Consider the following 13,616-nt stretch of genomic DNA (forward strand, 5'->3'; position numbering starts at 1 on the left):
TTGTATATTGATATATCAAGGATAGTTGTGACAATATTGTTTAATTAATAAAATATTTATTCTTAATCAATCTTTTTTTTAATTACAATGACAAGTAAAAAAGCATTTTTAATACTAAAATCAATCAATATTATGAAATTAACAGCAAATATAAAGAATTATTCTTAAGTCATACAGTCAAACATGAAGCAACTAATTTCGACAAAAAAAGAACAAAACCAAACGGTTTTGTCCTTTTTAATATATATGAGCCTGATAAAATCGTCCCATAACCTTGACAGTATCCGTGACACTGACAAACGCATGTGGATCCGAATTAATCATCGCGGTCTCTAAATCATGTAACTCAGCACGTGAGATAACTGTAAACAGAATTGTTTTCTCTTCATGTTTATAGGCGCCCTCGGCATCATGCACAATCGTAATACCACGTCTCATTTCATTTTGAATCTGTGTAATAACATTCTTAGGTTTGGAAGTAACAATCATAACCTGAAGTTTCTGATCCTTGTTATAAATCATATCAATAACTTGACCATTGATAAAGATACTGACCGCACTATACAAAGCGTGCACCCAACCAAATAAGAAGCCAGCACAGGCAACGATAAAGATATTAAACATAATATTAATCGTTCCCACACTCTTACCAGTTTTCTTACGCAAAATGATTCCTAAAATATCAATTCCACCAGTTGAAATACCATTTCTTAATGCCATCCCTGTACCAAATCCATTAGCTACAGCACCAAAAATTGCACACACCAACGGATCAGCAGTGATTTTGATTGGAGGCAACAAATGCATCATCGTACTGGCCAAAGCAACCGCAATCACTGTAAAAACAGTAAACTTGTGATCAATTTTTCGCCAAGATAACACAAACAGTGGCGCATTCAATGCAAAATACATTACCGCTGTCGATAAATTAAATGGCAGCCAACGATGTGAAATTGTTGAAATCAGCTGAGCGGCACCAGTTACACCGGAACCATAAATCCCCCCCGGTGTCCAAAACATGTTAACCGCAACTGATACAGCAAAAGTTCCATTGCTCCGGGAACTTTGTCTGGATAAGTATTGATGTCTTTCGATCAACTTATCTAATTCACCCATACTAAAAGTTCTCCTAATTGTCTTAAGTTACCTAAACATATTAGCACAAATGATCAGAATTTTAGATTTATTTACGATGTTTTTTAATAAATTCCCCACGACCGCCGCTTTCTTCAAGTTCGTATCTTAGAGGATTCTTCTTGTAAAAGTCTTGGTGGTAGTCTTCAGCGTCATAAAATGGCTTAGCGGGAAGAATTTGAGTAACGATAGGATCATCAAATTCTCCAGACTTAGCTAAGTCCTCTTTAGATTTTTCAGCAATGGCTTTTTGTTCTTCATTAGCGTAATAAATTACTGGGCGGTAGTTATCGCCACGATCCTGAAATTGACCCATAGCGTCAGTTGGATCAGCGACTTGCCAGTAAGTTTCAACTAATTGTTGGTAAGAAATAACATCAGCGTCATAAAACCAATTCCTCGGCCTTCTTGATTCAATGAAATCAATGCTCCATAACCGTTCTTCTCGATTTTTCGTAAGGCCGCCAGTATAACCAGAAATAACAGAAATAATACCAGGTTGTTGATCAAAGGGACTGACCATACACCAGAAACAGCCTCCAGCAAAAATTGCGGTTTCTTCTTTCATTTATTCTGCATCTCCCTCTTCAACGTATTTCTTATAATCTGAGTATCCTTTTTCATCCATCTCATCATATGGAACAAACTTCAAGGCTGCAGAATTAATACAATATCTCAATCCACCTAATTCTTGTGGACCATCAGTGAAAACATGTCCTAAATGAGAATCAGCATTTTCACTTCTTACTTCAGTTCTTTCTCTACTCAATCTTGTATCGCGTTTTTCCTTTAACTTAGCGATTGGTTCACTGAATGAAGGCCAACCACAACCAGCATCATACTTCTTAGCTGATGAAAACAAAGGTTCACCACTTGTGATATCAACGTAGATTCCTTTTTGATAAAAATCATCATACTTGCCACTAAAAGGACGTTCTGTTGCTGCATTTTGGGTTACATCTAATTCCTCACTAGATAAACCTTCTAAATTTTTCTTATACTCTGCCATAAAAAACACTCCTTCTCTATTACTACAGGTTCCAGTATAAACATCAGAAATATTAAATCTACAAATATGCTCAAAAACATACTCCCGCAATCGGTTAGTTTGTTAAATTGCACACAATTTAAATAGTTTTCTAATATTGTTCTAAGTTTACAACAATAAACTATTATATTGCAATGGAATATTCAGATATAAAAATACTTTAGAAAACATTCTCTCATCCGCGGACTTTACAATTTATTTATGAAAACAGAAATACTTTTAGTCAAAACAAATAACCGCAATAATAATCTAAATTGATTATTACCACGGTTATTTTGATGTTTTTAGAGAACCATTGTTCCATTTTCAATTGTGGAAACGAGCTACGAAAGGGTAACTCCCTTGCTTCGCTCTCTAGTCTTTTTTACTTACTTCAATACCTAAGTCATCCAATTGTTGTTTTGCAACTTCAAGTGGAGCGTGTGTCATTGGTTCTGTAGCATTTGAGTTCTTAGGGAACGCAATAACATCTCTGATGTTATCCTTACCTGAAAGAAGCATAGCAAATCTATCCAAACCAATAGCCAAACCACCATGTGGTGGACAACCATATTGCAAGGCATCTAGTAGGAAGCCAAATTGTTCATAAGCTTTTTCTTTGGTGAAGTTCAAGGCTTTAAGCATCTTCTCTTGAATCTTGTAATCGTGAATACGGATTGATCCACCACCAAGCTCATAACCATTCAAGACAATATCATAACTTTGAGCATAGGCTTTATGAGGATCTTCACCATCGTTTAGATAATGAACATCTTCTTCATTTGGCATTGTGAATGGATGGTGAGCGGCAGTCCAACGTTGAATTCCTTCGTCATATTCGAATAATGGCCAGTTAACAACCCAGATAAAGGCAAATTCATTTGGATCATATAAGTGTTGTTCCTTGGCAATAGCTTTTCTCAAGTAACCTAAAGCGTCAGCAACAACTTTCTTCTTATCAGCAACAAATAGTACTAAGTCATTATTTTCAAGGCCTAGACGGTCAACAAGAGCATCTTTGTGATCCTTAATAAACTTAGATACACCACCAGTCATATCATCGTCATTGTACTTGAACCATGCAAGTCCCTTAGCACCAAAACGTTTGATATATTCTTGATAGCTTTCAATATTCTTACGTGAATACTTGTCAGCAGCATCTTTAACAACAATAGCTTTAACTTGACCACCATTATCAATAGTATTCTTGAAGACTTTGAATTCTGTATCTTTCAAAACATCATTCAAATTTTGTAGTTCCATACCAAAACGAACATCGGGCTTATCTGAACCATAACGGTCCATAGCATCGTCCCAGTCAATTCTTGGGAATGGAGTCTTAACTTCAATACCCTTTTCATCCTTCATAACACGGGCAATAAGTCCTTCAGTAACAGTTTGAATTTCTTTCTTGTTCATGAATGAAGTTTCAATATCAATTTGTGTAAATTCTGGTTGACGATCACCACGAAGGTCCTCATCACGGAAACAATGAGCCAATTGGAAGTAACGGTCAAAGCCACCGACCATCAATAATTGTTTGAACAATTGTGGTGATTGTGGAAGTGCAAAGAAACGTCCAGGGTAAACACGTGAAGGAACAAGGTAATCACGAGCACCTTCTGGTGTTGATGGTGTTAGATTTGGTGTTTCGATATCAATAAAACCATTTTCATATAGGTATTCATTAACTGAATGCTTGATTTGAGCACGAGTTCTGATTGCCTTTTGCATTTCAGGTCTACGTAAATCAAGATAACGATACTTTAATTTAGTTTCTTCAGATGAGTCGATACCATCTTTGATTTCAAATGGTGGTGTCAATGATTTGTTAAGAATTTCAACTTTTTCAACGACAACTTCAACTTTACCGGTTGTCATATCATCATTTGTAGCACCTTCACCACGAAGTCTAACTGTACCGATAACATTGATAACATATTCTGATCTCAATGTTTCAGCTACATCAAGTACATCTTGATGATCTGTATTAAATACTAATTGAACAATCCCCTTATAATCTCTTAGGTCAACGAAAACTAGTCCACCTAAATCACGGCGACGTTGAACCCAACCGTCTAGAGAAACTTTTTGACCAACATACTTTTCAGTAATGTTGCCACAATAATCTGTTCTTTCTTCCATGTTTATCCCTCGATTTTTTTCAATTCTTCGGCTAAGTTTTCTAATGATACGCTGACTTGTTCGCCAGTTGCCATATTTTTAACATTGGCTGTATCATTTTCTAACTCTGTATCACCAATAGTTACAGTGTATTTAGCATTCAAATTATTGGCTGTCTTGAATTGAGCTTTGATTTTTCTTTGTAGATAATCTTTATCTGCAACAAAACCTGCTTTACGCAAGTTAGAAAGAATCTTCACTGAAGCACGTTCAGCTTTGTCCCCAATTGTTACTAAGTAAACATCCAAATCATTTTGACTAGGAATGTCTTCGTCCTTAAGCAACAACATTAAACGTTCCACACCAAGTCCAAATCCGATACCTGGTGTTTCTGGTCCACCAAGTTCTTCAACAAGGCCATTGTAACGACCACCAGCCAAAACAGTGATTTCTTTGTTGTCGAATGCAGGATCAGTTACCATGAATTCAAAAATAGTATGGTTATAATAATCAAGTCCACGAACCATTGTTGGATCAATTTCGTAATTTACATCAAGATCATCCAATAATGATTGTAGATATTCAAAGCGTTCCTTAGAAGCATCATTCAAATAGTCCAAGATAGATGGTGCATTAGCAACAATTTTCTTATCTTCTGCATCCTTGCTATCAAGAATACGTAATGGATTCTTTTCCAAACGAACTTTCGAGTCATCGCTCAATTGGTCTTTAAATGGTGTGAAGTAGTCGACTAAAGCTTTATGATAAGCTGCACGTGACTCTGGATCTCCTAATGAGTTCAAAGCCACCTTCAAATTCTTGATTCCTAAACGATTCAAGAACTCTAGACCTACAGTAATAATTTCAGCATCTAATTCAGGAGAATCTGAACCAAAAGCTTCAACCCCAATTTGATGGAATTGACGTTGACGACCAGATTGTGGACGTTCATATCTAAACATTGGACCCTTGTACCAAACTTTGTAAGGTTTGATATGAAATGGTAATAATAACTTATTTTCAACATAAGCACGAACAACACCGGCTGTTCCCTCAGGTCTCAAAGCAATATGTCTATCTCCTTTATCTTTAAAGTCATACATTTCTTTTGAAACGATATCAGATGTATCACCTGACGAACGTTCAAAAACTTCATATGATTCAAAGATTGGTGTTCTGATTTCAGAAAAACGATACTTATTAAAAGTATCTTGGGCAACAGATTCTACATATTGCCATTTTTCTGATTCTCCAGGCAAAATGTCCATTGTCCCTTTTGGTTTTTGATAACGCATAAAATCCTCCTTAATAAAAAAACACCCCTGTCTAATTCAGACAAGGGTGCTCTTTTGCACGGTACCACCTAGTATTTTTGCTGCAGTTAACGCCTGCCAAACGATTAGAAACGTCACGCAATCAATTACTATCTGTTCTCAGCAGCCAGATTCTCTGTAAGGTAATTATCTGATTTCGAATATATTTATAAACTATCCGAAATAGCCTTTAAAGTCAAGGTAGATTTGGAATTTATTGGGAATATGTGAAAAATTATTCCCTCTTCTACGAAGTTTTTCCAAAAAATTCACATTGTATCTTTCAAGTTAGCGCTTTTTTCAGTAATATATACATATAGTAGTATCGGTAAATTAGACTACAAAGGAATCAGTTAAATGAAAAAAATAATTAAATTATTCATTAAAAACCGGATTCTTGTTGCTATTTTGTTATTACTTGCCTTGTCGAGTTGGTCAACGGTTGCTTTAGCTAGTGCTAACTCGGTCGTCGTTCAGTCGAACTCAGTTAATGTTCGTGTTGGACCCGGACTTGCCTACGCTAATATGGGTCAAGTTAAAAAAGGTGACAAACTAGCTATCCTAGCTGAAAAAAACAAATGGTATCAAGTAAGATTATCCGGAGATAAAATCGGCTGGATTGCCAGCTGGCTAATTGATAATACCGAAGTAAGTTCAGCCACTAATAAAGTGGGCATTGTCAAAGTACCGAACACAACTGTTTTCAAAAATGCAGATGCTAATAGTAACGTTCTCGGAACAATCGAACAATCGGAGAAGGTTACTATCATGTATCAAGAACAAGATTGGACACAGATCTTGTATAACGGTACTGCTGGTTGGGTTAAATCCAACTTTATCCAAGGAACTCAGAAAACTTCTGGATCCTCAAATACTTCTGATAATGATATTAAGACAGTGACTGTCACACAACCAAATACTAAAGTTAGAATTGAGCCAGATCAAAATGGACGTGTTGTTAAATCCGTTAAAGTTGGTAAGAAATTCGACTATTTAAGTAAAGATGGCAAATGGTACAAAGTCCGTGATTCTGATGGTACTGTTGGTTATGTTGCCAGTTGGGTTGTAACTATTTCAGGAACTAAGAGTGCCGTTAAATCAGCAGCTACAAATATTTCTGAAGCTACAATCGTTTTGGATCCTGGTCATGGTGGCAACGACTCTGGTGCTGAATCAAAGAAAGACACATTTGAAAAGAACTTTACTCTCAAATATGCCAAAGCCATTAAACAACAACTTGAAAAAACTGGTGCTCGTGTTGTCATGACTCGTTCCGGTGATGATAGTAAATCACTTGGTGAACGTGCCCGTCTCTCCAGCAAGATTCAAGCCGATGCTTTTATCAGTTTGCATTTTGATTCTAGTGCCCAAGCTAATTCTGGCTCTGGCGTCACAACTTATTACTATAATCACAATAAAGATGGTAAATTGGCTGATGACATTAATAGTCAATTGAAGGGCTTGTCTATTGGCAGTCGTGGTACTGCTCAAAAGGATTTGTATGTTTTGCATTATAACAGTCAACCTTCTATCTTAATCGAACTAGGTTATATCAACTCAACCAGTGACTATAAGTACATTAATTCTGATAAATACCGTGAACAAGTGGCCCAAGATGTCACAAATGGTTTAAAAGAATATTTCAAATAAATTAAAAAGAAAGCTCTTTCAATCTAATTAATGATTGAGAGAGTTTTTTTGGTATAGTAAAAGAAAACACTAAAGAAGACATCAAAATGAAAATATACTTAATTCGCCACTCAGAACCAGATTTTTCCCAAGTCGATGCTGCAGGTTACACAGGATTAGCACGTGACCTCACCAGATTGACGCCAAAAGGTATCGAGATTGCTGACAAAGCTGCGCAAGACCCTGCTTTTAATGAAATTCAAATGTTACTGATCTCCCCTTACACTCGAACTATGCAGACAGCACAAGAGATTTTAAAATATCATCAAATTCCCAACCAAGTCGAACTGTTACTTCATGAATGGCGTCCTGATAAATCTGGTAAAATGGATGTCACTGAAAAACAGCTAGCTTTAGCTTACAAAGATTATTTAAATGGCACTCACAAATCAGATTTGGACTTTGAAACACGTGAGGAAGTTAAATCAATCTTCAACTGAGTAGCCAATTGTTTAACGGCTAAATCCTCTTGCATCGGCTGTGTTACTCATGGTGGCGTGATGACTCAATACACAGGTGACCGCATGACTCCTTTCTGCGGAATTTACGAAATTAATTACAAGTAAGTCATTTAATATAATTTTAATTTTGTTATAATACCTTTAATGAATCACTGAGGGGACCTTTTATATGCGTAATTTTAAAAACTTACTAACTAAAAAAAGCACCGCTGAATTGTATGATCAAGATGGCAAATTGCCTAAGTTATTCAGAACTTATAATAAACGACAATATTTTGAATTATTTATCGGTTTGGCTACATTGATGATTCGAGGAGTTGGAATCTTATTTCTAGTCGCTTCTCTACTGGATCTTTATGTCTTTTCCTACGTACTGAACGTTCGAAACCTTGACACCGGTAAAACCTTTCTCATGGACAAACCTGAATGGAAGAAATATCGTCAACAGTACAAAAAAATAACTGAAGAATAAGGAGTAATTTCTTATGAAAGTTTATTTAATTCGTCATTCAGAAACAGATTTTTCACAGGTCGATAGTCATAACTACGTTGGTTATGGTCGTGACCTTAGCCGTATCACACCTAATGGTATTAAAATTGCTCAAAATGCTGCTAAGAATCCAATTTTCAATGATATCCAACTACTTTTAATTTCTCCATATACTCGAACGATGGAAACAGCTTTAGAAATAGTCAAACAACATCCCACTATTCCTACACAAGTAGAATTATTACTTCACGAATGGCGTCCTGATAAGCCCGGTCGAAAATTAGAAAATTACGAACAATTGAAACAAATTCATAATGATTATCTAAATGGTACTCATTTATCAGGTTTCGACTATGAAACAGGTCCAGAAATAATTGATCGTGTTAGTTCAGTACTCGACAAGTATAAAGATAAATATGATTGCATTGGTTGTGTTACCCATGGTCAAGTTATTCGCTGGATGACAGGTATGGATATGACTTCCAGCATACCGTACTGTGGTATTTATCAAATAAATTACTAATAATGCAAAACAGCATCTATTTAGGATAAAATGCACTCGCACAAAAATTAACGATTCTGTTTCAAAGCTCCTAAATAGATGCTGTATTTTTATTCAAAAAAACTATTTACTCGTTTGTACTAGTGTGAATACAACTACTCAATACTAATCTAATTTCCTCTAAATCATCTTTCTTCAATTGATCAGCCTCTTTAATCTTTTTCATTAATTCTGACAATTGGTTTCTTTCTGATTCATTGTCTAAATCTAATTCATGTCCATTTTGACGTAAGAAGAAATCCAAAGCCACTAAGGCCGTCTGTTGATTGTATTTCTCAAAAATATCATCACAGATCATTGTGCAAATTAAGTGTGTTGCATAGAGTTCCAAATCGTTAAACTGATTTAAAAATTCAAGATTACTCTTTAATCTTTTTTCACTAAAAACAATCTCATCGCCAGATTCAATTTGTAAATGCAATGCCACAATTTGATCATACGTTAATTTTACTAATTCAGTATCCAAAGATATATCCTCATTATCTATATTTTTTATTAGAATAACACATTCCCTAAGCATGTGATAGCAATGGAAACATCAACTTCTTATCAGAAAATAAATTTTCAGCAGTACGATAAACAAATAAAGTTTCATCATTTTCTTCACGTACATGAAATTGCAAATCCTTGATTACTGGTGTGAAGCCTAACTGAACAGTCGTTTCTTTACTAACTAATTGACTCAAAATAGCTTGTAATGAATGTTGTGTCGAGCCAAAAACATCCCAACACGTAAAAATCGATTCATCCTGTTCTGCCACCACTATAACCTGATTTCGTTCAGAATAATATAGATTATTTCTTAGAAAACCATCACAATAAAACATCAATAGACCGTAATTATCATCCATTGAAAAAGCAGAATATGGATTCGATTGCTTATAAAAGAGCTGTAACAATTTCCTATCAGAATTACTTTTCATACTCAACCGGCGAAAGTCTCCAGCAGTTGGCTGAACAGTTATCTGGCGCTGATACTCTTTGGCTTCAATAAAATCGAATTTAGGATAAAAATCTAATACCGAATCATTAGCAAAAAGATAAATTGCATCAACTTTAGACTTCCAATCACCCAACACAGTCTTTATCAGCTTCCTAGATAAGCCCTGATACCGATACTTCTCGTTAGTCATAACCGTTCCAATTTGAAGATACTGTCTTCTTTGTCCTCTCCAAGAAAAGTCCATCAAATTTACTGAAACATTAGCTACCACTTGATTATGATCAACTATACAGTATGGAATATAATTATTTGACCAATACCCTTTTTTATACCAATCCTGAAAAGATAAATCAAAAGTTGACTTAGCCAAATCCATAAAACTATTTCTCAACGGCAAATCATCTCGCACTTGCCTAATCAATTGATAAGTCATTTTATCCTCCAAAAAATAAAAAACTCGACCAATTCAAGATCAGTCGAGATTTTATATTTAAATAATTTTTTCAATTTCTAATAAATCACTAACTCGATTCTCATAATCAAAATCCACTTCTTGATCATTGAGTAAAATAGTATGGGCGCCAACACCCTTACCAAATTTAACATCAATTTCTCGATCACCAACTACCCAAAGATCATCTTTCGATAAGCCATATTTTTCTATCAAATATTCTAGCATCTCTGGATTAGGTTTACGTTTATATCCATTTTCAACACTAATAATTTCTTTGAAATAGTGTTCAATACCCAATGATTTGGCTAAATCGTAGATAGATTGATCACGATGTGTCACAATAAATTGCATATAATGTTTTTCATCGCAATACTTCAAAACATTCTTAATGTGAGGAACCAACGTGATTTTATCATGATATTCTTTTTCATATCGATGATAAACACTATAAAATAAGTCGACCGCTTGCTTAAGATCCTCTTGATCCTTTAACAATTCAGTTACGAATTGACGAACTGAAGTCTTCTTTGATTCCTTAAAAATAGTATCTTTTGACAAACTAATATCGAAATTTTCTCGTAGTGATCTCTGAGTAGCAGACACAATTCCCGGATAACCATTAGCAATCGTGTCATCAAAATCCCAAACAATACTTTTCATCATTTATCGCTCCATTAAAATAGTTACTGGTCCATCATTTGTGAGTGATACTTGCATATCGGCTCCAAACTCACCAGTTTCAACTTTTAGATCATAATCTCTCAAAGCTTGATTGAATTGATCGTACTTTTTGCTAGAAGTTTCAAAATTACCAGCTCCCGTAAAACTTGGTCGATTACCATGTTTGGTATCGGCGTACAAAGTAAATTGCGAGATCGACAAAATTGACCCTTTTACATCTTTTATTGATAAATTCATTTTATCATCTGTGTCTGAAAATATCCTCATATTAGCTATCTTGCGTGCCATATAATTAATAGTTTCATCGTTGTCTTCGTCCGCAAAAGCTACTAACAAACAAAATCCTTGATCAATTTGACCAAGGATTTTTTGATCTACAGTAACTTTAGCTTCAGAAACTCGTTGTATTACAACTTTCATCTAAGCTACCGTCCTCTTTATCTCATAAACATTTTGGATGTTCTTCAATTTAGAAATGATGTTATCCAAATGTTCCTTGTTATTAACACCAATACTGACATGAACAATTGCCATCTTCTCTTTATCTAGACGACCAATAACATTATTAAGGGTATTCGTATTTGAATTGATGACTTGTAAAACTTCATTGATCAATCCATTACGATTAAAGGCATAAATATCCAATTCAGCTGTATAACGTTTTTCTTTCGTAACGTTATCCCAACTAACATCAATAAAACGACTCTTAGCCTCTTCACTCTGAACATTTGGACAATCAGCACGATGAATCGTCAAACCACGTCCCTTAGTGATGTAACCGACAATATCATCCCCAGGAATAGGACTACAACACTTTGCCAAACGAATCAATAAATTATCGATTCCCTGAACCGAAATACTATTATTAGCATTATTACGTTCTTTTTGAAGCTTAGGACTTTCAGTTTGTGGTTGCTTAGGTTTCTCATCTGTCTCAGTGATAACCTGATCTTCAAGTTCCTTCTTTTCAGCTTCACGTTTCTTTTCAGGATCTTCGTTTAAGAGTTTATGTACCACGTTAATTGGTGAAAGCTCACCATAGCCAACCGCATTGAACAACTCATCAGGTTCAGTGTAGTTAAAAATCTTCATTGCAATTTCCAAATGTTTCTTATCAAGATACTTCTTACCTGATAAGGAACGATTCTTTAATTCCTCTTCAATCTGTTCGCGACCTAGGACAATATTTTCTTCACGATCTTTTGTTCTAAAGTAACGTTTGATCTTGTTTCTAGCACGAGAAGTGAAGACAACATTCACCCAGTCACGACTTGGCGAAGAACTGGAATTAGTCAACATTTCAACTATGTCGCCATTCTTCAATTGATAATTTAAAGGCACCATTCTGCCATTGATCTTAGCACCAATTGAATGATTTCCGACTTCAGTATGAACTTGATAAGCAAAATCCAAAGTAACCGCACCCTTTGGCAATTCAATAACTTCACCTTCCGGTGTGAACACATAGACGCGATCATTGAAAATTTCACCTTTAACCGACCTCATAAAGTCAGAAGCATTGTCAGAATTCTCCTGTAATTCAAGAATTTCACGGAATTTTCCTAATCTCCTAACTAATGCATCCAAGTGAACTCCCTCAAAATTACCTTCTTTATAAGCCCAGTGAGCCGCAACACCATATTCAGCAACTTGATGCATCGCAAAAGTTCTAATCTGAACTTCTAGTGGCTGTCCACCAGGTCCAATAATTGTGGTATGCAATGATTGATAGCCATTAGCCTTAGGTACGGCAATATAATCCTTGAAACGACCGGGAATTGGTTTCCACTTAGAGTGAATTGAGCCTAAAACAGCGTAACAGTCCTTTACTGACTCGACCACAATTCGGATAGCCAACAAATCATACAACTCGGAGAACTGCTTATGCTTATCACGCATCTTCTTATAAATAGAATAAATATGCTTAGGACGACCATAAATATCATACTTAATATTCAAAGCGTCAACATTCTTCTTAATGTAATCAATAGCCTCGGCGATATAAGCTTCACGTTGATCACGTTTACTATTCATCAAATGAACAATCCGGTAATATTGTTGCGGATTAATATAGTGAAGTGAAAGATCTTCTAGTTCCCATTTAATCTTACTAATACCTAAACGATCAGCCAATGGAGCATAGATCTCCAAAGTCTCATTAGCAATACGACGTTGTTTGTCAGGACGTAAAGCTTTAAGTGTTCTCATATTATGCAAACGATCAGCCAACTTAACCATAATGACACGCAAATCTTTAGCTGTTGCCAATAACATCTTACGGTGATTTTCAGCTAAAAGTTCCTGATGTGAATGATATTTATATTTACTGATTTTAGTTACGCCATCAACGATAGTAGCTACTTGATCTCCAAATAACTCACGAACATCCCCTAACGTGATATTTGTATCTTCGACAACATCATGCAAATATCCAGCAGCGACTGTATAAGGATCCATTTTTAAAGAAGCCAAGATTTGAGCGACTTGTGTTGGGTGAATAATATATGGCTCACCAGTGGCACGTTTTTGTTCTTTATGAACGTAGGCCGCAAAATTATAAGCCTTGTTAACAAACTCAACATGATCATCATTCATATAACCACGACAAATATCTAAAACTTCTTCTGGCGTATAATCCTTAATTTTTTTCATTGAATTCACCCCGCTACAATAAAAAGCACTCAATGAGTGCTTTTTTAATTTATATATTATTATGAGTATTTTATAGTCAAATTACA

General features: G+C 35.3%; 14 protein-coding genes. 4 read left to right on the forward strand and 10 right to left on the reverse strand.

Annotated features, from left to right (window positions below):
* Positions 1-237: 237 nt before the first annotated feature.
* The 5 genes from ATN92_RS09860 to hisS all read right to left on the reverse strand — a co-directional run bounded on the left by ATN92_RS09860 (position 238) and on the right by hisS (position 5,580).
* Positions 238-1,116: a YitT family protein gene (locus tag ATN92_RS09860; protein ID WP_158106696.1), complete on the reverse strand. Its 879-nt coding sequence runs from the start codon at positions 1,114-1,116 to the stop codon at positions 238-240.
* Positions 1,117-1,183: 67 nt separating this feature from the next.
* Positions 1,184-1,702, reverse strand: a complete 519-nt coding sequence (gene msrA, locus ATN92_RS09865) for a peptide-methionine (S)-S-oxide reductase MsrA (RefSeq protein WP_158106697.1) — start codon at positions 1,700-1,702, stop codon at positions 1,184-1,186.
* A complete protein-coding gene (gene msrB, locus ATN92_RS09870; protein WP_056952655.1) occupies positions 1,703-2,143 on the reverse strand; it encodes a peptide-methionine (R)-S-oxide reductase MsrB in 441 nt (146 codons plus the stop codon).
* A gap of 393 nt (positions 2,144-2,536) precedes the next feature.
* A complete protein-coding gene (gene aspS, locus ATN92_RS09875) occupies positions 2,537-4,306 on the reverse strand; it encodes an aspartate--tRNA ligase (RefSeq protein WP_056952657.1) in 1,770 nt (589 codons plus the stop codon).
* A 2-nt stretch (positions 4,307-4,308) separates the two neighbouring features.
* Positions 4,309-5,580: a histidine--tRNA ligase gene (gene hisS, locus ATN92_RS09880; protein ID WP_158106698.1), complete on the reverse strand. Its 1,272-nt coding sequence runs from the start codon at positions 5,578-5,580 to the stop codon at positions 4,309-4,311.
* A gap of 375 nt (positions 5,581-5,955) precedes the next feature.
* Between hisS and ATN92_RS09885 the strand changes: the two genes are divergently transcribed.
* From ATN92_RS09885 to ATN92_RS09900, 4 genes are all read left to right on the forward strand, one after another.
* Positions 5,956-7,248: an N-acetylmuramoyl-L-alanine amidase gene (locus ATN92_RS09885; RefSeq protein ID WP_056952660.1), complete on the forward strand. Its 1,293-nt coding sequence runs from the start codon at positions 5,956-5,958 to the stop codon at positions 7,246-7,248.
* Positions 7,249-7,334: 86 nt separating this feature from the next.
* Entirely contained in the window at positions 7,335-7,727 is a 393-nt protein-coding gene (locus ATN92_RS09890; protein WP_158106699.1) for a histidine phosphatase family protein, read from the forward strand.
* 190 nt (positions 7,728-7,917) lie between these two features.
* Positions 7,918-8,220: a hypothetical protein gene (locus tag ATN92_RS09895; RefSeq protein ID WP_056952662.1), complete on the forward strand. Its 303-nt coding sequence runs from the start codon at positions 7,918-7,920 to the stop codon at positions 8,218-8,220.
* Positions 8,221-8,233: 13 nt separating this feature from the next.
* Positions 8,234-8,761, forward strand: a complete 528-nt coding sequence (locus ATN92_RS09900; RefSeq protein WP_082604532.1) for a histidine phosphatase family protein — start codon at positions 8,234-8,236, stop codon at positions 8,759-8,761.
* A gap of 106 nt (positions 8,762-8,867) precedes the next feature.
* On the opposite strand, the gene ATN92_RS09905 is transcribed toward ATN92_RS09900, so the two are convergent.
* The 5 genes from ATN92_RS09905 to ATN92_RS09925 are packed head-to-tail and all read right to left on the reverse strand — an operon-like array spanning position 8,868 to position 13,530.
* Positions 8,868-9,266, reverse strand: a complete 399-nt coding sequence (locus tag ATN92_RS09905) for a hypothetical protein (protein ID WP_056952664.1) — start codon at positions 9,264-9,266, stop codon at positions 8,868-8,870.
* Between the two features lie 46 nt (positions 9,267-9,312).
* A complete protein-coding gene (locus tag ATN92_RS09910) occupies positions 9,313-10,176 on the reverse strand; it encodes a GNAT family N-acetyltransferase (RefSeq protein ID WP_056952666.1) in 864 nt (287 codons plus the stop codon).
* A gap of 57 nt (positions 10,177-10,233) precedes the next feature.
* The gene (locus tag ATN92_RS09915; protein ID WP_234032570.1) at positions 10,234-10,860 is read right to left on the reverse strand and encodes an HAD-IA family hydrolase; all 627 of its coding nucleotides are present in this window, start codon (positions 10,858-10,860) and stop codon (positions 10,234-10,236) included.
* Positions 10,861-11,298: a D-aminoacyl-tRNA deacylase gene (gene dtd, locus ATN92_RS09920; protein WP_056952667.1), complete on the reverse strand. Its 438-nt coding sequence runs from the start codon at positions 11,296-11,298 to the stop codon at positions 10,861-10,863.
* Positions 11,299-13,530, reverse strand: a complete 2,232-nt coding sequence (locus ATN92_RS09925) for a RelA/SpoT family protein (RefSeq protein WP_158106700.1) — start codon at positions 13,528-13,530, stop codon at positions 11,299-11,301.
* Positions 13,531-13,616: the final 86 nt, after the last annotated feature.

It is taken from the genome of Companilactobacillus bobalius, assembly GCF_009764355.1.